The organism is Rhizobium sp. 10N414 (assembly GCF_056394785.1).
Genome location: NZ_JBFTIN010000042.1, coordinates 22,331 through 42,464, shown reverse-complemented (window position 1 = coordinate 42,464; position 20,134 = coordinate 22,331). Strand labels below are relative to the sequence as shown.

The window sequence follows — 20,134 nt, the reverse complement described above, 5'->3', positions numbered from 1 at the left end:
GGAGATGATGCAAGACGTGTTCAAACGCAGTGAAAACTGCACCAGCTTCTCATTTGTTGCGCTTCGCTGACCTGGTGGTTATGGCGGGGCGGCTGCACCCGTTCCCATTCCGAACACGGCCGTGAAACGCCCCAGCGCCTATGGTACTTCGTCTTAAGACGCGGGAGAGTCGGTCGCTGCCAGGTCTGCTAAACGCAACAAACAAAGATAATCTTCTCATCACGAAAACGGCCCYAAGCCGATCAAAAGGGCCGCCCACAAAGCGGCCTTTSTGCTATAATGGGCCCGGAAACATGCAGTGCGTCCCTTACACGAGACAAATCGCCTTCGGCAATTTGCTCGGGCAGTAAGAGCAAACCGCAAGCGGTTTACTCGGACGTGCAAAACCCAAAGGGTTTTGCACTTGGCGCGGGGTGGAGCAGCCCGGTAGCTCGTCAGGCTCATAACCTGAAGGCCGCAGGTTCAAATCCTGCCCCCGCAACCAAATTTACTTGCGACCCCGCTGCACACGCTGCGGGGTTTTCCTTTTTGACCGAAAGCGTCAGGATCCCCGCTAGATCGAAGCGAACGTCGATCTCGATTTTTCCGTTCACCGGCGTGAGGATGATGTCCTTGACCAGCGAACGGATCACGTTCGCCGCTTCAATACACTTTTCCTCGGAAACGTCCTCGAGCGTCTCGTAGAGTCGCTGAACCCGTGAACGAGACTGATAGTTTCGTATTGCATTTGGCACTACAAATCGCTATTTTCCTCGTAAAGGAGATATGTCATGGCCGCCACTGTCGAACGCAAGGAATATCCGATCTCGATGCGTCTGCCTGAAGCAGATGTTGCAATGATTGATCGCGCGGCAAGCCTGCGCGGCCGCTCGCGCACCGATTTTGTGCGGGAGGCGGCCGTGCGCGCCGCAGAGGAAGTCGTTATGGAGCAGGGGCTCATCCGCATGAGCCCTGAAGGCTTTGCCGATTTCATGGGTGTCTTGTCCCTACCGGTCGCTCCTGTTCCGGAGATGGTGGAACTGGTCAGGCGGCCCGCGCCGTGGGAAGTTGATTACGAGGCGAAGCAATAAGCCGTGGCCTTATCGGCTCCAGAACCGCTTACGGCGGCGCATGATGTTTCCGAATTTTCCTGCGGCAAGCCGACGCTCGATCATTGGCTGAAGACGCGCGCGCTTTCCAATCAGGAGAAAGGTTTCACGGCGGTTCTCGTCGTCCATGAGGGCGGGCGCGTCGTCGGGTATTACGGCCTGGCGCCTACCGCCGTCGTCCCTGCGATCCTCCCGCGCTCGATCCGCACCGGGCAACCGCCCGATCCGGTTCCCTGTCTTCTCCTCGGCCAGCTTGCCACGGACACGGAATGGGTGGGGATAGGCATCGGCACAGGTCTGGTGAAACATGCTCTTGAGCGTTGCGTCCAGGCCGCCGCTCTGATCGGCGGGCGGGCGTTGATGGTCAACGCCGTCGATCACGAAGCGGCGCAGTTCTGGCAGCGCCGAGGCTTCACGCCCTCGAAGGACGACCCGCTCGTCCTGTTTCGCTCCATCGCCGCAATCGTCGCATCGCTGGCGGAAGCGCGACAGCAAGAGCAAGGCGCATAACCTGAAGTCTTCACCGACGCCAAGCGGCTGTCCCTGATCCTGCCCGGTTCGGACATGCCGGTCGCCGACGATCGAGGGGATCGCAAGTAATGATTAAATCCTGCCCCCGCCGGCGATCGCCCGCATCATCGCGGAAGCCGCGCCTGGGACTGATATCGAGGCGATCATCGAAGTGGAGGATGGCCGCGAGGAGCAGCCGCTGCCGACCGAGAGCACGCTCAAGGCGCGCTGGTTGCATCGTAGGCATTATCCCATGGCTGCGAGCGGTATTCCTGCGGATCAGGCCAAAGCCGCGATCGTTGCTTGCGGTGGCGACACCTTCGTCTGGGCTGCCTGTGAAAAAGCAGACGCCCGGTCCATTCGCAGTTTTCTCAAGAGCCGCAAGCATGGCCGAAAGTCGATGTATGTTGCCTGGTACTGGGAGCGGGATATCGCCCAGACGGTCTGACTGACAGTAGATGCAGTGCAAGCTGAGTGATGGCGAAAGCGATGCTGTCGAGTCTGAACGCGCGGCGATCGAAACCGGGCGAGGGTAGTATCTTAAACTGCCGTCAATTGACCTTCGCGTGGCACGTCAGTGGCGGATGATCTCCTGCTATTGGCGACATTGAGTGCGTTTCGGGAGGCGGGACAAGGCAAGTTCCTGTCCCGCCACCGCCGAGGCCCTACCTCTTAACCGGTGCCGCGACAGCACGAGTTATCGCGTCGGTCTATCCAAAGTCCTAGCACCCGCATCAACGAGGTCGCTTTGGCGATCACGGCCGCGACGTAAAAAGCCAAATGACATGTTGAACCCAACGGATGGCGGCGCTTGCGTGAGAAACGACTGAAGGTGTTTCATAGTGGGGGTATGCCGCAGTCGATCCTTCGCGTACGAAGGTACCGAACCGGTAATCTCTTATCTAACGCGCAAATCTCTGTTCGAATCCCATCAAGACCGGCACTTTTACAAGTCTCCGTGCTATCAGGCCCCCGCAACCAAATTCCACTCAACGACAACGATGTATTGCCGCCGCTCAATCTGGAGGGTGGCATCGCGTATTCCTAATAATCGCCCGAAAACACGTGTGGCGAGAACTTTGACGAACCATCGTGGTTCACCAATAATAAAAGTGAACCAAGGAAAGACAGGTACTTTGACCACTGCATTTACCGTGCGGGTTTCGGATGAAACCGCGAGCAAGCTTAATCAGATTGCGGAAAAGCTGGATCGCTCTCGCGCCTATATGGCTGCCGAGGCCATCAAGGCTTTCGTTGAGCAGCAGGAGTGGCAGCTTGCCGAGATCGAAGCCGGGTTGGATGCGGCCGATCGCGGCGAATTCGCCAGCGCCGAAGACGTGGCGAAGGTTGTTGGGAAGTACGTCAAGTCTGCCCGCCAATCATGAGCCGGAAACGAAGTGGTCACTTAGGGCTCACCTGCGTAGAAGCGGCAGCAACTGGTTACCCTGGCGTTTGATCTCCGCGAGGTAGGGCGTATCGGAGAGCACGAAATGGGTGATGCCCAGATCCTCGTACTTGCGCAGGGACTTGGCGACGTCGGCCGCCGAGCCGACCAGCCAGGTCGTGCCGGCGCCGCCACCGCCGTATTTGCCGGGGGCGGTGTAGAGGTTGTCGTCCAGGACGTCTCCCGATCGATGCAGGTCGAACAGTCGCTGCTGGCCGACCGCGACTGCCCTGCGATGATCGCTCCAGCCGGCGCCATTGCCCTTGGCCATCTCTGCCACCTTTGCTTCGGCGTCGGCCCAGGCCTGCTCGGTGGTGTCGCGCACCAGCGTGGTGATCCTGAGCCCGAACTCGAGTGGCGGCAGATCTCGATCAAGCTCCCGGCTCAGCGCCTGCAGGCGCGCGATGCGCTCGCGGACACCATCGAGCGGCTCTCCCCAGAAGAGCTGGACATCCGCTTCGGTGGCCGCGACGCGCTCGGCCGCCTCGGAAGCGCCGCCGAAATAGAGCTTCGGGTGGCGACGATCGCCGTGCGCCTCGATGCGCGGCACGACGGTCGAACCCGCGACGCCGAAGTATTCGCCGTCATAGCTGACGTTTTCCTCCGTCCAGAGCCTGCGCACCAGCCGCATGAATTCCTTGGTGCGAGCGTAGCGCTCTGCCTGGTCTCCCTCCCTGTCGCCATAGGCCGAGAGATTGTCGAGGCCGGAGACGATGTTGACACGGACACGCCCGCCAGTGAGATGGTCGAGGGTGGCGGCGGCCGAGGCGAAGTTCGCGGGTCGCCAGTAACCCGGGCGGATCGCTATCAGCGGTTCGAACGTCGTCGTGCGTGCCGCAAGTGCAGCGGCTAGGGTAAATGTGTCCGGTCTGCCCCAACCCGTTCCGATCAGCGCACCCTTCCAGCCATGCTCCTCGAGCGCCCTGGCGTGTTCCGCCAACGTGGCCAGGCTGTTGTGATGTTCAACCACGGAATCGCCGCGATGCCCCGGCCTCGTGTCGTTTGGTATGTACCAGAGGAATTCGCTGTCTTTGCTCATCGTCGGCCTGTGCTTGTGAAATCAAACAGTAAAACCGGAGATCGGCGTCCCGCTATCGTGATGCGAGACGACCGAGTGCGTTGCGGGCGGCGATCGTCCGGATCATGTGGCTCTGCGGGGCATGGGAGCGGGCGGTGATGGCGTCTCGATGGTGGCGCTCGAGCTGGAAATCACGATTGAGGCCAGGGTTTCCGGCGAGCTCGAGAGCGAGGCTGGTGATCGCCACCGCATTGTCGATGACGACGTGGCGGACATGCATGCCGTCCATTCCAACGACCCTGCCAGCGTCGACGTCTTCGCCGAGCGAGCGCAGCAATCGGGCATTGGTTGCAAGGCGGACTTCGATCTCTCCCAGCCCATCCTGAATGCGCGGAACCGTCGATAGCGGAGCGCCGAGGCTTGCCGGCGTATGGTGGGCGGCGAAGGCGAGCACGCGGTCGCGGGCGGAAAGCGCCACGCCGTGGTAGACCGCTGATATCAGCGAGAAGAAGAAGGCGGTTGCATGTTCTTCGCGGCGCAGCGGTTCGGAAGCCGGCTGGGCTTCGATGATGTCTTCGAGTGGAACGGCGACATTGTCGAGGATGATATCGTCGCTGGCCGTCGCATGCATGCCGGCGGCATTCCATGCCTTTTCAATCTGCAGGCCGGGGCTGTCGGTCGGAACGAGGAAGGAGGCCAGTCTCGGCTCCTCCTCGTCGGTCAGGGCCAGCAGCGACACCCATTTCAGCACGGGTATGCCTGTCACGTAGCTCTTGTGGCCGCTGATGCGCCAGACGTCACCGTCTCGGCGCGCGATGGTCTCGGGCAGCGCGCCGTGGGCGGGAGAGCCGATGCGCGGCTCGGCCTGGGCGGCATTGATCAGGGCCGGCCCAAGCCGATTGGCCGTGAGTACCCGCTCGGCAAGGTGGTCCGGCCACTTTGCGAAGCGGCGCAGGCTGTAGTGGCTATTGTAGTGCATGGCGAGCACGAGTGCGGTCGAAGGTTCGCCGCGCGCGATCTCGCTGATGACGGCCTGCGCCTCGGCAAGGCCGGCGCCATGGCCGCCGTGCTCAGCCGCCGTCACCAGTCCGAGCAGGCCGGCGTCGAAGAGACGGGTGAAGTTCTCGAATGGAAAATCACCCGTCTTATCGTAATGCGCGGCGCGTCCGGCGAAGTCGACGGCGAGCCGTCGTGCCTTGTCCACCGGATCGATTTTTTCCTGAAGCATGGTTGTTCAATCTCCCGGTTCAGGCAACGGCACGCCTGTTGAAGCTGTCGATATGACGGCGGTCGACCCAGTCGGCGATGTCGAAGTCGGCGGCGAGGAAGCCGAAGTCGCGCAGAAAGTTCTTGTAGTGGCCGATCGCATCCACCAGTTCTGGCTGCAGGCCAAGGCCAAGGTGCTTGTGGATGTCGGGGCCATTGGCGGCGACAACCTGCTCTTCGGTGGCGCCGGCCTCCCGCGCGACGAAGCGCCTCGTTTCCTCGGGATGCGCTTCGGCCCATGCGCTGGCCTTAAAGATCGATTCCAGCAGGCGGGCGACGAGATCCGGCCTATCGTCGGCCAGAAGCTCGTCCACCGTCAAAACGCGCGGCGAGCCAGAGTTGATGCGGATCTTGGGATCGGGGTGGAAGCCGAACTCGGCCACCTCAACGGCGCCAATCAGGTTGGCGACATTGATGCCGGCCGTGCCCTTCACATAGATTGCGTCGACGTCGCCGCGAATGAGGGCTGCAACTTCCTCGCCATAGGGCTGCCTGCGCTTCAGCCCGAAGAGAGAGGGGCCTTCCTGCGTCGAGAGCACGGAATCGGAAAGCGCGATATCGATGATCTCCACAGCGTCGAGCGCCAGCCCGTCAAGCGACAGCGCCGAAAGCAGCCCCTTCAACGCGGTGGCGCGCATGAAATCGACGATGCCTTCCGGGCGACGGGCAATGCCGAAACGGCGCCCCTTCAGGTCCTTCGTGGTCTTGATGCCGGTTTCCGGCAGGGTGATGATCGCCTGGAATTCATCGGTCCAGGTGATGCCGACGAGGCGTGTCTTGCGTCCCTCGGAGCGCGCGCGGATCGGCGGAACGTTGCCGCCATGGCGGAACGACCAGTCGAGCGTGTGGTTGAAATGGCTCTGGCGGATGTTGCGGTCGGGTGAATCGATGATCGACTTCAGCGTCACGCCGTCATTGCGGAAGTTTTCCTCGAGATAGCCGAGTTGCGCGGCAAGGCCGACGGGCGTCGGCACCGGGCAGCGCGTGTACCAGATTTCGGAAATGGCATTTCCTGTTATAGCTGGGCTTGTCATGGCGTTCCTCCTAGTGGCGCAGTCCGGCTTGCTTCATCAGGGGCAGGACGTCGGTGCCGAAGAATTCGAGATCGTCGCGGAAGTCGAAGAAGCTGAGCTGCAGGCCGTCGACGCCGGCCTCCTTCAGCTTGACGAACTGATCGACCACCTGTTCGGGCGAGCCGATGACGCGGATATTGCCGCCGATGGCGCGGTATGGATCCTGGGGATCGCGGCCCTTCCAGGCATGGGCATCCGAGTTCAGCGACTGGAAGCCTTGCGGCGAGCGTTGGTCGGCATGGGCGACGATGCGGTCGGCGAGTTCCCACGCCTCCTTCTCCGTCGGCCGGCAGATCACCATCGGATTGAGCAGCGTGCGCACAGTACGGCCGACGCTGATTGCCGAATCCTTGACCCGCTTCGTATGCGCCGGCAGCGATTCCAGTGCGCTGTTGATGTCGGCGCCGGTCGGGCTGGTGATGAAAACGATATCCGAATAGCGACCGGCAAAGGCAATTCCGGCATCCGAACCGGTGGCGTTGACGAGGATCGGGCGGCCGAAGTTTGGCTTCGGCGTGACGAAGCCGCCGCCGAGCTTCCAGCTGCTTTCGCCTTCGAAGGAGAAGTTCTCGCTGTCGCTCCAGAGGCGCTGGACGACTTCGAGGAATTCGGCGGCCAGTTCGTAGCGCTTGTCGTGCTCGATGCGCGGCCAGCCGAACATCTCGTGCTCGACCGCCCGGTGGCCGGTGACCACGTTAATGCCCCAGCGGCCGCCGGTGATATGGTCGAGCGTCGCGCCGAACTTTGCCAGATGCAGCGGATGCCATGGACCATAAAGGACATGCATGGTCGAGATGAGCATAATCTTCTTGGTGAGGCCCGCCAGCGCCGCCGTCGACACGAAGCTATCCAGCGCCTGGCCGTCGAAGACGCCGCCATAGCCGCCCTTCGGCAACCATTGCGACAGCGCGAAGACGAGGTCGAAGCCGAGTTCTTCCGCCCTCAACGTCAAGGCCTTGTTGTAATCGAAGCGCCAGTCGGTCGATCGCTCGAGCGTCGATTGCGTCCAGCCCCCGGCCTGAATCGGCAAGAAGAGGCCGAGGAGAACGGGCTGCTTCAGCGCCTGGGATAGCGGGCTTTCCGGGAAGTCGGTGGGTGCCGCAAACTTCGGCAGGCCGACGATCGATCCGGGGGGATGTTGAATGGTCATGAGTATATTCCTGCTGGTTTGGCGTCAGGATGCTGCGACGTAGGCGAAGGCGAGGCTGCCTGCGATGCCTTCGCCGCCGACGGTGTGATCGGAGATCCGTTTGTTGTAGATGGTCAGTTCCGGCTGGCTGACGATGTCGATCGCGGGCACGTCGTCGACGAGGATTTGCTGGATCTCGCGCCACTGCTCGACACGCTTTGCCGGATCGACTTCGATCGCTGCGGCTTCGAGCAATTCATCGACCTTGGGATTGCTGTAGGCCGCGCCGTTCGAGAAGGGGACGCCAGGCTTGAAGTTCTTGCTCCAGTAGAGGCGCTGAACGCCGACCGTCGGGTCGAACAGGTTGCTCATGCCTTCGAAGGCGAAGTCGAAATCGCGGTCGGTGTAAATGCGCTTGGTGTAGGTCGCGAAATCCTGGCTGCGGACCTTGGCGTCGATACCCACCTTGGCAAGCGCCTGGCGGATATACTCCGAACCACGCGGATAGGTTTCGCCACTCGGCACGAAGTCGAGATTGATGTGCGCACGGATGCCGTCTGCGCCGCGCGGGAAGCCTGCTTCATCGAGAAGCTTCTCGGCCGCGGCGAGATCGATCGGGTAGGTCTTGAGATCCGGCACGAACCATTTCGCGAGGTTGGGATTGATCGGGCCGGGGATCGCGGCGCCGTAGCCGTAGTTGATGGTGTTGAGAATGACGTTGCGATCAATGACGTGCGCAAAGGCGCGACGCACCCTCACGTCCTTGAAGAACGGGCGCTCGAGGTTGAATTCGATGCGGCTGACGCCGTTCTGGTATTGGTAGCCCTTGGTCTCGAAGGCGAGCCCTTCGGCGCTCTGCAGCCGTTCGAGGTCGCTGAGCGGCACGGGTGTCGACGGCGCCAGATCAATTTCTCCGGTCTCGATCGCGATCGAGCGGGCGGCGGCATCAGGAATGAAACGGATGATCAGTTGGTCGAGATAGGGGCGGGGCTGATCCCAGTAATCGGGGTTGCGTTCGTAGACGATGTGGCTGCCGCGCACCCATTCCTTGAACTTGAAAGGACCGGTTCCGATCGGCGCAAGATTGGCCGGATTTTCCGCAACCTTGGTGCCTTCATAGATATGGCGCGGCACGATCGGCGTTTCGGAGGCGGCAAGTGCGGTGATCAGATAGGGCGCGGGCTTGGAAAGCTTGAGGATGGCCGTCTGTGCATCGGGCGTTTCGATGTCGACGAGATTGAGGAAGGTGTTGCGGCCGCGCGGGTGCACTTCCTTCAGGGTCTTGATCGAGAAGGCGACATCGGCGGAGGTGAAGGGCTGTCCGTCATGCCATTTCACGCCGTCGCGCAGCTTGAAGGTGTAGGTCAGGCCATCGGGGCTGACAGTCCACTCCTTGGCCAGCAGCGGTTTCGGATTGAGGTCGAAGTCATAGGTGAGAAGGCCTTCAGTGGTCTTCGGCGAGACATAGACCGCGTTATAGGCGGTATGGGCGATCGTCGTCAGGACGGGCGGCTCGGCAGCCAGCAGAAGCGTTGCCGTGCCGCCGCGCGTTGCGGTGGCTGCGAAGGCGGGAAGCCGTGCTGTCGCGGTGACGCCGAGTGCGACCGAGGCCAGAAGAAAGCTGCGGCGCGTGGGTGCGGGAAATAGTGACATCTTGTTCAACCCTCGTGATTCAGGGGCCGTCACGGCCCGCTTCAGTGTCATTCCGCGGATCGAGCCTGCTTTAGAGATTTTTGCCCCGTGACTGCTTTGAAGTGGGATGAAAACCTACGCAGTGTCGATAGGCGGTATTAAGTTTCCAAAAGCGCGCCAAATGGCTGCATCGTTGGAATTATTTACCAATATGGATTTGACAAAACCCACAGAATTAGTCAACTACTGAGCGACGAGACGAGGTGAATTCTTTTCAGATCGCGAGGTGGGGCACATGTCGGCTTACAGGCGGATCGGTCGAACGATCAGCAGGACGATCATTCAGGCCGTGCCCACGATGCTCGGGATCGTCATCCTCAATTTCTTCCTGCTGAAGCTGGCGCCTGGCGATGCGGCCGATGTGATGGCGGCGGAATCCGGCTCGGCCACAGTCGAGACGATGGCGGCACTGCGCGAGCGCTTCGGGCTTGATAACCCGATCCTTGTTCAGCTTGCCAACTATCTGGACAACCTCGCGCATTTCAGCCTTGGCTTTTCGCCGCGCTACGGCATGCCGGTCGCCGATCTGATCGGCCAACGGCTGCCGGGCACGCTGGTGCTGATGGTGGCGGCATTGGCGATTGCAATTGCCGTCGGACTGCTGCTCGGTTCGCTGATGGCCGCCTTCTCCGGGCGCCTTCCCGATCGTATAATTTCCGTCGTCTCTTTGCTCTTCTATTCGATTCCCGGCTTCTGGATCGGCCTGATGCTGATCCTGCTCTTCTCGGTCAAGCTTGGATGGCTGCCGAGCGGCGGAGACAGCACGATTGGCTCGCGGCTGACAGGGTTCCCGGCGCTGCTCGACAGGGCGCGCTACATGGTGCTGCCCGCAACCTCGCTCGCGCTTTTTTACCTTGCGATCTATGCCCGCCTGACGCGCGCCTCGATGCTCGAAGTCAAGTCGCAGGATTTCGTGCGAACCGCGCGCGCCAAGGGTGTCTCGCCCTTCGTGTTGACGACGCGACACGTCCTTCGCAACGCTCTGATCCCTATCACCACCATGGCCGGCATGCACTTTGGCGGGATGCTGGGCGGCGCGGTCGTGGTCGAGACCGTCTATAGCTGGCCCGGCCTCGGGCGCCTTGCCTTCGAAGCCGTCATGGCGCGCGATTTCAGCGTGCTGCTCGGCATTCTCCTCCTGTCTTCCTTCCTCGTGATCGTCGCAAACGCAGCCGTCGACCTGCTGCAGGCGTGGATAGATCCTCGAATTGGAGCAAGCCGATGAATACTCAAAAACTTGGAACACTGGCCGGCCAGGCGATAGACTTCGCGCCACAGAAAAAGGTCGAGCGCGATCAACCAGCACCGGAAGCGCCCAAGCAGCCGCGCTGGACACATATCCACGCCCCCGACGTCCGTGCCTCTGTTTCGGGTACGGCCTGGCGCGGCATGCGTCGGGAATTGAAAGTCTTCCTCGGCAACTACAATGCACTCTTCGGTACAGGCATTCTGCTGCTCGTTGCGGTGTCGGCGTTGTTGGCGCCGCTTCTCTTTCCCGGCGATCCGCTCGAGATGGTTGCGCGCCCCTTCCTGTGGCCCGGGCAGAACCCTGCTTATCCGCTGGGCACGGACTCCATGGGCCGCAATGTGCTTGCCGGCATCGTTCACGGCGCCCGGATATCGCTGACCGTCGGGCTGGCGGCCACCGCGCTCGGCTTGACTGTGGGGATCGCCATCGGCGCCGTCGCCGGCTACTTCGGTGGTCTGATCGACGATATCCTCGTCAAGTTCATCGAGATCTTCCAGACCATTCCGAGCTTCGTGCTGCTCGTCGTTCTCGTGGCAATCGCCCAGCCGACGACAGCGACCGTGACCATCGCCATCGCGATCGTCTCTTGGCCGACGGTGGCGCGACTGACGCGCGCGGAATTCCGGGCCATTCGCGAGAAGGACTATGTGCAGGCTGCCCGCAGCCTCGGCTTCGGCCATTCCCGCATCATCTTCCGCGAGATCCTTCCCAATGCGCTGCCGCCACTGATCGTCACCTCTTCGGTAATGGTGGCAAGCGCGATCCTGATGGAATCGGCGCTCTCCTTCATGGGGCTTGGCGATCCCAACCGCGTCTCCTGGGGCTCGATGATTGGGGCAGGGCGCGATGTCATCCGCACCGCCTGGTACCTGACGGCGCTTCCCGGTCTTGCGATCGTCTTCACAGTGCTTTCGCTCAACCTGATCGGCGATGGTCTGAACGACGCGCTCAACCCGCGCTTTTCGGAGGATCGGTGATGACGAAACTCCTCGAGGTTTCAGACTTCTCAGTGCGTTTTGGGGCCGCCGAACCTGTGAAGGGTGTCAGCTTTTCCGTCAATCCGGGCGAGATGCTCGCCATCGTAGGGGAATCCGGCTCCGGCAAGTCGTTAACGGCGCTCGGCCTCATCGGCCTGTTGCCGCGGCACGCAAAGGCTAAAGGGCAGATCCGCTTCGACGGGCGTGATCTTGTAGGCCTCCCGGAACGGGACCTGCGCCGCATCCGCGGCCGCGACATCGCCATGATCTTTCAGGAGCCGATGACATCGCTCAATCCGGTGCTGACGATCGGCGATCAGATCATCGAAGTGCTGCGCATTCATGAGGATCTCAACCGGCGTCAGGCCCGAGAGCGCGCCATTGCGCTGTTGGATCTCGTCAGCATTCCAGAAGCCCGCCGCCGTATCGACGAGTATCCGCACCAGCTTTCCGGTGGCATGCGCCAGCGCGTCATGATCGCCATCGCTGTTGCCTGCAATCCGAAACTGCTGATCGCCGATGAAGCGACGACGGCGCTTGATGTGACGATCCAGGCGCAGGTGCTGCAGCTGCTCGATAATCTTCGGGTGCAGCTGAACATGGCCGTCATTTTGATCACCCACGATCTCGGCATCGTCGCGCAATGGGCCGATCGCGTCGTCGTCATGTATGCCGGGCGCAAGATCGAGGAGGGACTTCCGGGCGAGGTGTTCGAGAGGCCGTACCATCCCTACACGAATGGCTTGCTGTCGGCTTCGCCGCGGCTGAAGGCGGACTATCACTACCGCGACGGACCGCTCTCGGAGATCCCGGGCTCGATCGTTTCGGCTGCCGGCGAGAAGGGCTGTTCGTTCCGTCCGCGTTGTCCGGTCGCCCGGCCCTCCTGCGCCTCCGTCGTACCGCAACTTATCGCACTGCCGGCCGGCCGGCAGGTGGCGTGCCCCTATGTTCCAGCCATTGCGGAGAACGCCAATGTCGCTTCTGTCGGTTGATCGGCTTTCGACCCATTATCCCGGAGCCGCTGGCACCGTGCGCGCCGTCGATGGCGTGTCGCTTGATATCGCCGAAGGCGAGACGGTGGCGCTGGTCGGCGAGTCCGGCTGTGGCAAATCCACACTCGGCAAGTCGCTGGTGCGGCTCGTCGATCCATCGTCGGGGAGCGTCACTTTCAAGGGCAGGGACGTCACCGCCATGGCGGGGCGCGAACTGCAGTCGGTCCGGCGCAGCATCCAGATGATCTTCCAGGATCCGTTTGCCTCGCTTAACCCGCGGCAGACGATACGCACCATCCTAACGGCTCCTCTCGCGGTTCACGGTATCGGCGAGCGCAAGCAGCGCGAGGCGATCGCCGCGCAGATGGTGGCCCATGTCGGCCTGCCGGCGGATTCGCTCGATCGCTATCCACATGAGTTCTCCGGCGGCCAGCGCCAGCGTATCGGCATTGCCCGCGCGCTCATCCTGCAGCCGGAACTCGTCATCTGCGACGAACCTGTTTCGGCGCTTGACCTCTCGATCCAGGCGCAGATCCTCAATTTGCTGGTCGAGATGAAGACGGAGCTATCGCTTTCCTATCTCTTCATCTCTCACGATCTCTCGGTGGTTCGCTATTTCGCCGATCGCGTGCTCGTCATGTATCTCGGCCGCATCGTCGAGAGCGCTCCGACGAGCGAGCTGTGGAAGGGCGCCAAGCATCCCTATACGCAGGCGCTGCTCGCCGCCGTGCCCGATCCGTCGCGGCGCAAGCAGGCCGCGCCCATATCAGGCGATCTGCCGAGCCCGCACAATCCACCGGCCGGCTGCCGCTTCCATACGCGCTGTCCGCTCGCCACCGATATTTGCCGGTCCGCAGATCCGGCATTCCGCCAGTTCGGCAGCGGCCACGCCGCCGCCTGCCATCACGCTCAGTAAGCCATCACGCTCAGTAAGAAGGAGAATACAATGGTCGATTATCGTTATCTCGGGCGCAGCGCGCTCAAGGTGTCACCGCTCAGCCTGGGAACCATGATGTTCGGCGGCCCAACGCCCGATGACGTCGCGTTCCGCATCATCGACAAGGCCCGCGAGCAGGGCATCAACTTCATCGACACCGCCGACGTCTATCACGACGGCAAGTCGGAAGAGGTCGTCGGCAAGGGCATCAAGGCGCATCGCGATCACTGGGTTCTGGCGACGAAGTTTGTCAATTCGCATAAGAAGGGTCCGAACCTCGGCGGTCATTCCCGCAAGTGGGTCATCGAGACCGTCGAGAATTCGCTGCGCCGTCTCAACACCGACTATATCGACATCCTCTATTTCCACCGCGCTGTCTTCGATGCGCCGCTGGAAGAGCCGGTGCGCGCGATCGCCGACCTGATCCGCGCCGGCAAGCTCCGCTACTTCGGCGTCTCCAACTTCCGCGGCTGGCGCATCGCCGAAGTCGCGCAGTTGGCCGATGAACTTGGCATCGATCGTCCGGTCGCAAGCCAGCCGCTCTACAACATCGTCAACCGCACCGCCGAAGCCGAGCAGCTGCCGGCGGCCCATCACTATGGTCTCGGCGTCGTCTCCTATTCGCCGCTGGCCCGCGGTGTCCTGACGGGCAAGTACGAGCCGGGCAAGGAACCGGCCGCCGATACCCGCGCCGGTCGCGGCGACAAGCGTATCCTCGAGACCGAATGGCGTCCTGAATCGATCGCCATTGCCTCCGAGATCGCTGCCCACGCTACCCGCAAGGGCGTCTCTCCGACCGAGTTCGCGCTCGCCTGGGTGCTGAACAACAAGCTGATCTCGGCGGCCATCGCCGGTCCGCGCACGGAAGAACACTGGGACAGCTACATCCGCGCGCTCGACGTCAAGCTCGACGCTGAGGACGAGGCGTTGGTCGACCGACTTGTCACGACGGGCCATCCCTCGACGCCCGGCTTCAACGATCCGAGCCATCCGGTCGAAGGTCGCGTGCCGCGTAGCGTCGCAGGCGGTGCCGACAATGTCGTGCCGCTGACACGCGCGGTCGCCTGATCATGACTTCAGGGATCCGCCGATATGGCGGGTCCCTTCTTTTCTTTTTCCGGCCGAGAAGGTTCCCGCATGCCGAATACCGCTCCTTCAGCACTGTCCGCCACCCCGAAACCTGCGGAGGCGGTGAACGATCTCTCGACGCTATTGGCAAAAGTTCCTGATCTGGCGGCCGAAATCGCGAAGGAGGCGGCAAGACGCGATCTGGAAAGGGAGCTTCCATTCGAGGCCTTCCGCCTGTTCAAGGAGGCAGGTCTGGGGGCGCTGCGCATTCCTGTGGCGCTCGGCGGTCCGGGTGGATCCGTTGCCGACTACATCGAAACGATCATGGCGATCGGCGCCGCGGATTCGAATGTCGCTCACGCGCTGCGCAGCCATTTCAATTTCACCGAAAGCCTGATCCTCAGCCCCAGCACTGCTATCGACCGAACACAGCTCAGTCGCGTTCTCTCGGGCAAGCTTTTCGGCGGAGCTCATACGGAACAGGGCACCAAGCGGCCGGGCGAGGTGACGACACGTTTGACGAGATCGGACGATAGTTACCGTCTCAACGGCCGCAAATGGTATGCGACGGGCACGGCGTTCTCGGACTTCGCATCATTCAGTGCGAAGAACGATGACGGTGAGTTCGTGAGCGTTTTGCTTCCGGTCGATCGTCCCGGCATCACCATTCTCGACGACTGGGATGGCATGGGCCAGCGGCTGACCGCGAGCGGTGGTGTTCTGCTCGAAGACGTCGAGGTACTGCCGCATGAAATCTCCACGCGCGGCCTCAACACGCTCGTTGGACGCCACACCTCGACCTTGCGGCAGCTGCACCTTGCGGCGTCAATGGCGGGCGCTGTGCGTGGCGCGCTCGCCGAAGGGACGGAATATGTGCGCCGCCAGGCCCGCTCGGCAGCCCATAGCGCGGCTGAAACCGCCAGTGCGGATCCCTTCGTCCAGAAGATTCTCGGTGAGGTCGCCGCCGGCTCCTTTGCCGTCGACACGTTGATCCGCGAAAACGCGCGTGCGCTCGACAAGACGGCCGCCGCGTTCGCCGCCGGCGATCCGCAGGCGCTGGAGACCGCGTTGATCGAGAGCGCGCTGACGACTGCACGCACACAGATCGTGGCTTCGCAGATTGCACTGGCGGCCGCAACCAACGTCTTCGAACTCGGCGGCGGCTCCGCGACGTCGCGCCATCTCAATCTCGATCGGCACTGGCGCAACATCCGCACCGTGCTCAATCACAATCCCTTGCTGCACAAGGCGAGGGTGGTCGGTGACTTCTACATCAATGGAACCACGACACACCTGGAAGAAGGTAAGGTCTTCTAGTCCCTGCCGCGCAGCGATCGCCACGGAGCCACCATGAGCAAGCTCGATATCGTCGATTTCCATACGCATTTCCTGCCCGAAGGCTGGGAGGTCTACCGCGCGCCCGGTCGCCCGCTCGATCCGCTGTGGGCACGGATCGGCACGAAGATCTCCGATATCGATGTGCTGATCGCAGATAGCGATGCGGCCGGTATCTCGCGCCGCGTGATCGGGGTCGCGCTGTCGATCGTCGCGGCACCTGATGCCGATCTTGGCGCGGTCAGCCGCAAGCTGAACGACGACCTAGCAGCGACGGTTGCGCGCCATCCCGATCGGCTTTTCGCGCTGGCGACCGTGGACACCTTCGGCGGAGAAGCGGCGGCGGTCGAGGCACGGCGCGCCATCGTCGACCTCAATCTGTCCGGCCTGTTTCTCGACAGCGCGAGAGGTGAGAGGTTGATCGATGCGCCGGAAGCCCGGCCCGTCCTGAGGGTTGCTGCGGAGCTCGGCGTTCCCGTCTTCCTGCATCCCATCAACCCCGAGCCGCTTTCAACGCAGCTGTCCGGCCTCGGCAGGCTCGGGACCCGCTTAAGTCGTGGCACGATCAACGCCGCCGCCGCGATCTCGCTGGTGACGTCGGGCGTCTTCGACGAATTGCCGGAACTTCGGGTCGTCATTACCGCGCTCGGCATTTCGGCACTCGCCCTGACCGGCCCCTTCGGCGAACTGCCGTCCATTTTCGCGGATGCGCCAGCGGGCAAGCGGCGTCACCTCTATATCGACATCATGCCGTCGGAGGCACGCTTTATCCGCTTCGTGACCAGTCTCGTCGGCGCCGACCATGTTCTGACCGGCAGCGACTGGCCGATCCTTGGGCACGAGCCGACGCAGGACGGACTGGCCGCAGCCTTTGCGGCGGCCGGACTGAGCGAGCATGAAGCCGAGCTGATTGCCAGCCGAAACGCCCTCGAACTGCTGAATGGGCGCCATCGCAGTCGCGACAAGCTGATCGCATAAGGGCGTCCGCCCGTTCTCATATCCCGACATATCACGCCCCACCGACGCCGGTGGGAGAGTAGGTCTATTGCGCATCGATCGTATTCCGCATCACTCCGTCGCCATTGTCGGCGGGGGCTTCGCCGGGGCGCTGACGGCGCTCAAGCTGCTCGACAAGACCGAAGTGCCATTGGCGATCACCATCATCGAGCGACGAGAGGAGCTTGGGCGAGGTGTTGCCTACAGCACACCCGATCCGGCCCATCTGGTGAACGGTCCGGCTGAAATCTTCTCCCTCTATCCAGAGGATCCAGGCCATCTCTCGCGCTGGCTCGTCGAGAATGGCCCGGCCTACGGCTGGACGCCTCCCGCCGAGGCGGGCACAAGCAGTCCGCCGCGTTACCTCTATGGAACCTATGTCCGTGACGAGCTCGCGCGTGCGGTCGCGAACGCGCGGCTCGGTTCGACGCTAAGGCATATCCGGTCGTCGGCATCCGGGCTGGTGGCAACGCCGAGCCGGATCCGCATTACCACGGCTGACGGTACCTCTGTGGAGGCGGATGAGGCCGTGCTGGCCCTTGGCGTTTTCCAACCGCGCCTGTCGGCCGCCGAGGCTCAACTCGCCGGTCACCCGCGTTTTGCAGCCAATCCGTGGGACGCACTGGCGCTCGACCGTCTGAAAGGCTGCGAGGAAATTCTCCTGATAGGTTCGAGCCTGTCGATGGTCGATGCCGTGGCCAGCATGGAGGCGCGGGGTTATCGCGGCCGTTACCGCGTGATATCGCGCCGTGGCCAGTTCGTGGAGGGTCGCAGGACTGTCGACGCAGCGCGCGACTTTCTGGCCGATGGCCCGTTGCCATCAACCGCGCGCGAACTGTTGTCGCGCGTCAAGGCGGAACGACGGTCGATTTCGGCTGAGGGTGCAGACTGGCAAGGGCTGCCCTTGGCGATCCGCCCCCATATTCTCTCGCTGTGGCAAGGGGCCAGCGATCGTGAGCGTCTGCGGTTCACCCGGCATCTCAGGGCCTACTGGGACGTTACCGCGCATCGCTCGGCGCCGGAAAGCCACGCGATTATCGAGCGGGTGATTTCGGAAGGTCGGCTGGAGCATGGCCGCGCCCGTATCCTTGGATTTGCCATTGAGGGCAGCGAGATCACCGCCAGCCTGAAGACAGCGACAGGCGTTGAGACGGTGCCGTTCGACGGCGTGATCGATTGTCGTGGCCATCAGTTGCATGATTGGCGCCAGGTATCCGACCCCTTCGTGAAGAGCCTGGTCGCGAGCGGCGAGGTTCGCCCTCACAGCACCGGCTATGGCATTGATGCGACGCCGGCGGGTGATCTCATCAACGAGGAGGGGCTCGTCCACCGCAATCTCAGCGCCATCGGCCATCCGCTGCGGGGCGTTGCATGGGAGTCGAGTTCGATCACCGAGCAGCGCGCCCAGGCGATTGCACTCGCCGATCGTATCCTCACGAAATTCACGCCCGTCCGCGTCGCGTGATCTCACCTCCAAAAAGCAAAAGGGGCGCATCGACGATGCGCCCCTTTCCTGTGCAGGTCCTGCCGCCGCACCTCAGCCTTCGCCGTCCTTGATGTAGACATCAGCGAAGTTGGACTGCACACCCTCGGCCCCGATCGTGTGGTTCTTGACCCGCTTGTTGAAGACGGTGACGTTCTCCAGTGAAATCAGGTTCACCACCGGCACTTCGTCGGCAACGATCTTCTGGAAGGCGAAGAATTGCTGCTTGCGTTTCGCATCGTCGATCTCGACGGATGCGGCTTCGAGCAGCTTGTCCACCTCCGGGTTGTTGTAGTGACTGGCGTTCGAGAACGGCAGGCCGAGCTTGAAATTCTTCGACCAGTAGATGCGCTGCACGCCAAGCGTTGGATCGAACTGGTTGCCGAGATATTCGGCCGTCACGTCGAAGGCACGGTCGGTGTAGACCTTCTTGATGTAGGTGGAGAAGTCGTAGGAATCGATCGTGGCGTTGATGCCGATGCGCGTCAGGTTCTGCTTCAGATATTCGGCGACCCGCTTGAAGCCTTCGTTGTAGGAATTGTGGGTCAGTCGCAGGTTGAAGCGGACGCCGTCCGCTCCGCGCTTGTAGCCGGCCTCGTCGAGCAGCTGTTCAGCGGCTTTCAGGTCGAAGGCGTAGGGCTTGATCGAGGTGTCGAGATAGCGCGGCAGGAAGGTGCTGATCGGGGTCGGCGAAACATGGCCGTAGCCGTACCAGACGGTGTTCAGGATGACGTCGAGGTCGATGGCGTGGGCGATCGCGCGGCGAACGCTGACATTCTTCAGATACTCGTTGTCGAGATTGAAGATCAGCTGCGTCTGGTCGCCCTTGGTCTCGTAGCCGCGTGAATCGACGGCAATGTTCGGCAGTGCCTTCACACGTTCGAGATCGCTTAGCGGAATGGGATTGTCGCCGCCGATATCGAATTCGCCGGTCTCAAAACCGGCGGCGCGGGCCGCGCCATCAGGCACGAAGCGCACAATGACCTGGTCGAGATAGGGTTTGCCGGCGTCCCAGTAATCAGGATTACGCTCGAGGATGATATGCGATCCGCGTACCCACTCCTTGAAGACGAATGGTCCCGTACCGATCGGGGCACCGCCATTCGGATTGGTTGGGACGTCAGCGATCTTGACGCCGTCATAGACGTGCTTGGGCACGATCGGCGACTCGGCCCCGTAGAGAGCACTCAGCAGATAGGGCGCCGGTTTGGAAAGCCGGATCACGGCGGTCAGCGGATCGGGCGTTTCGACCTTCGTGACATTGGCGAAGGTGCCGCGGCCACGCGGGTGGACCTGCTTCAGAAGCTCGATGGAATAAGCAACGTCGTCCGATGAGAAGGGCTTGCCGTCATGCCACTTCACGTTCGGGCGGAGCTTGAAGGTGTAGTTCAGTCCATCGTCGCTGATTGACCATTCCGTGGCGAGCTGTGGCTTCGGTGTCAGATCGAAGTCGTAGGTCAAAAGACCTTCGGTGATCTTCGGGCTGACTTTCTGGGTACCGCCTGCGGTGTGGGCCAGCGCCAGGATCGTCGGCGGCTCCGGCTCGACAATAAAGTTCAAGGTGCCGCCCCTTGTCGGTGCCGTAGTCTCGGCGAAGGCGTTAAGCGGTAGGAACGCTGTAAGGCCTGTCGCGGCAAGAAGCTTGTTTAGCTGGCGTCTGCTGATGTCCATGAATACCCCCTGAATTGCGTTTGAAATGCCTCTGTCGAAGCATCGTCGTGGCAATCATCGGGCAGCGTGGCGCAAAACCGGAAGAATGTTTTTCTCCGCGTCCGGGAAAGGAAAACTTCGCGCCAGTGCGTCGGTAGGTAGTCGATCCCTTTAATCTACTAAAAAGATATACAATTTCCGAAAATGAGTTTTTGCATCTCTGATCG

The 20,134-nt window shown here is 62.0% G+C and carries 17 protein-coding genes, 1 tRNA gene, 1 rRNA gene and 1 pseudogene; 14 read left to right on the top strand and 6 right to left on the bottom strand.

The genetic code is table 11. From position 1 onward, the window contains the following. Nucleotides 1-70 precede the first annotated feature (70 nt). The 6 genes and pseudogenes from rrf to AC1DE4_RS26630 all read left to right on the top strand — a co-directional run bounded on the left by rrf (nt 71) and on the right by AC1DE4_RS26630 (nt 2,983). Nucleotides 71-185: ribosomal RNA gene (gene rrf, locus AC1DE4_RS26655) — 5S ribosomal RNA — on the top strand. A 222-nt stretch (nt 186-407) separates the two neighbouring features. Further along, nucleotides 408-484 (top strand) — tRNA-Met (locus tag AC1DE4_RS26650). A gap of 286 nt (nt 485-770) precedes the next feature. Then, nucleotides 771-1,070 (top strand): type II toxin-antitoxin system TacA family antitoxin, encoded by a 300-nt coding sequence (locus tag AC1DE4_RS26645; protein ID WP_477883835.1) that lies wholly within the window; start codon nt 771-773, stop codon nt 1,068-1,070. A gap of 3 nt (nt 1,071-1,073) precedes the next feature. Next, a complete protein-coding gene (locus tag AC1DE4_RS26640; RefSeq protein WP_062370610.1) occupies nt 1,074-1,598 on the top strand; it encodes a GNAT family N-acetyltransferase in 525 nt (174 codons plus the stop codon). Nucleotides 1,599-1,707: 109 nt separating this feature from the next. Next, nucleotides 1,708-2,046 (top strand): annotated as a pseudogene (locus AC1DE4_RS26635) (SIP domain-containing protein); the annotation flags it as partial. 688 nt (nt 2,047-2,734) lie between these two features. Continuing rightward, nucleotides 2,735-2,983: a CopG family ribbon-helix-helix protein gene (locus tag AC1DE4_RS26630; RefSeq protein ID WP_169681008.1), complete on the top strand. Its 249-nt coding sequence runs from the start codon at nt 2,735-2,737 to the stop codon at nt 2,981-2,983. 27 nt (nt 2,984-3,010) lie between these two features. On the opposite strand, the gene AC1DE4_RS26625 is transcribed toward AC1DE4_RS26630, so the two are convergent. Genes AC1DE4_RS26625 through AC1DE4_RS26605 form a run of 5 tightly spaced genes read right to left on the bottom strand, consistent with a single transcriptional unit; the run spans nt 3,011 to nt 9,181 of the window. Beyond that, nucleotides 3,011-4,081 (bottom strand): LLM class flavin-dependent oxidoreductase, encoded by a 1,071-nt coding sequence (locus AC1DE4_RS26625; RefSeq protein ID WP_477883833.1) that lies wholly within the window; start codon nt 4,079-4,081, stop codon nt 3,011-3,013. A 52-nt stretch (nt 4,082-4,133) separates the two neighbouring features. Beyond that, on the bottom strand, nt 4,134-5,288 hold the full coding sequence (locus AC1DE4_RS26620) for an acyl-CoA dehydrogenase family protein (RefSeq protein ID WP_477883831.1): 1,155 nt from the start codon (nt 5,286-5,288) through the stop codon (nt 4,134-4,136). Nucleotides 5,289-5,307: 19 nt separating this feature from the next. Then, nucleotides 5,308-6,360, bottom strand: a complete 1,053-nt coding sequence (locus tag AC1DE4_RS26615) for an ABC transporter substrate-binding protein (protein ID WP_477883829.1) — start codon at nt 6,358-6,360, stop codon at nt 5,308-5,310. A 10-nt stretch (nt 6,361-6,370) separates the two neighbouring features. After that, nucleotides 6,371-7,549 (bottom strand): LLM class flavin-dependent oxidoreductase, encoded by a 1,179-nt coding sequence (locus AC1DE4_RS26610; protein ID WP_169680960.1) that lies wholly within the window; start codon nt 7,547-7,549, stop codon nt 6,371-6,373. 24 nt (nt 7,550-7,573) lie between these two features. Beyond that, nucleotides 7,574-9,181 (bottom strand): ABC transporter substrate-binding protein, encoded by a 1,608-nt coding sequence (locus AC1DE4_RS26605; protein WP_112646632.1) that lies wholly within the window; start codon nt 9,179-9,181, stop codon nt 7,574-7,576. A gap of 274 nt (nt 9,182-9,455) precedes the next feature. Between AC1DE4_RS26605 and AC1DE4_RS26600 the strand changes: the two genes are divergently transcribed. The 8 genes from AC1DE4_RS26600 (at nt 9,456) to AC1DE4_RS26565 (ending at nt 18,239) form a co-directional block, all read left to right on the top strand. After that, nucleotides 9,456-10,445, top strand: a complete 990-nt coding sequence (locus tag AC1DE4_RS26600) for an ABC transporter permease (protein ID WP_477883826.1) — start codon at nt 9,456-9,458, stop codon at nt 10,443-10,445. Then, a complete protein-coding gene (locus tag AC1DE4_RS26595) occupies nt 10,442-11,446 on the top strand; it encodes an ABC transporter permease (RefSeq protein WP_477883824.1) in 1,005 nt (334 codons plus the stop codon). The genes AC1DE4_RS26600 and AC1DE4_RS26595 overlap by 4 nt, the downstream gene beginning before the upstream one ends. Next, nucleotides 11,446-12,438 (top strand): ABC transporter ATP-binding protein, encoded by a 993-nt coding sequence (locus AC1DE4_RS26590; RefSeq protein WP_192306706.1) that lies wholly within the window; start codon nt 11,446-11,448, stop codon nt 12,436-12,438. The genes AC1DE4_RS26595 and AC1DE4_RS26590 overlap by 1 nt, the downstream gene beginning before the upstream one ends. Next, nucleotides 12,419-13,354, top strand: coding sequence for an ABC transporter ATP-binding protein (locus tag AC1DE4_RS26585; RefSeq protein WP_018859508.1), 936 nt, complete (start codon nt 12,419-12,421; stop codon nt 13,352-13,354). The genes AC1DE4_RS26590 and AC1DE4_RS26585 overlap by 20 nt, the downstream gene beginning before the upstream one ends. Before the next feature lie 30 nt (nt 13,355-13,384). Next, the gene (locus AC1DE4_RS26580; protein WP_192242004.1) at nt 13,385-14,443 is read left to right on the top strand and encodes an aldo/keto reductase; all 1,059 of its coding nucleotides are present in this window, start codon (nt 13,385-13,387) and stop codon (nt 14,441-14,443) included. 69 nt (nt 14,444-14,512) lie between these two features. After that, nucleotides 14,513-15,760, top strand: coding sequence for an acyl-CoA dehydrogenase family protein (locus tag AC1DE4_RS26575; RefSeq protein ID WP_477883821.1), 1,248 nt, complete (start codon nt 14,513-14,515; stop codon nt 15,758-15,760). Between the two features lie 33 nt (nt 15,761-15,793). Beyond that, on the top strand, nt 15,794-16,756 hold the full coding sequence (locus tag AC1DE4_RS26570) for an amidohydrolase family protein (RefSeq protein WP_477883819.1): 963 nt from the start codon (nt 15,794-15,796) through the stop codon (nt 16,754-16,756). A gap of 67 nt (nt 16,757-16,823) precedes the next feature. Then, nucleotides 16,824-18,239: an FAD/NAD(P)-binding protein gene (locus AC1DE4_RS26565; protein ID WP_477883817.1), complete on the top strand. Its 1,416-nt coding sequence runs from the start codon at nt 16,824-16,826 to the stop codon at nt 18,237-18,239. A 72-nt stretch (nt 18,240-18,311) separates the two neighbouring features. Here AC1DE4_RS26565 and AC1DE4_RS26560 read toward each other — a convergent pair whose 3' ends face one another. Beyond that, nucleotides 18,312-19,928: an ABC transporter substrate-binding protein gene (locus tag AC1DE4_RS26560; protein WP_477883815.1), complete on the bottom strand. Its 1,617-nt coding sequence runs from the start codon at nt 19,926-19,928 to the stop codon at nt 18,312-18,314. Nucleotides 19,929-20,134 lie beyond the last annotated feature (206 nt).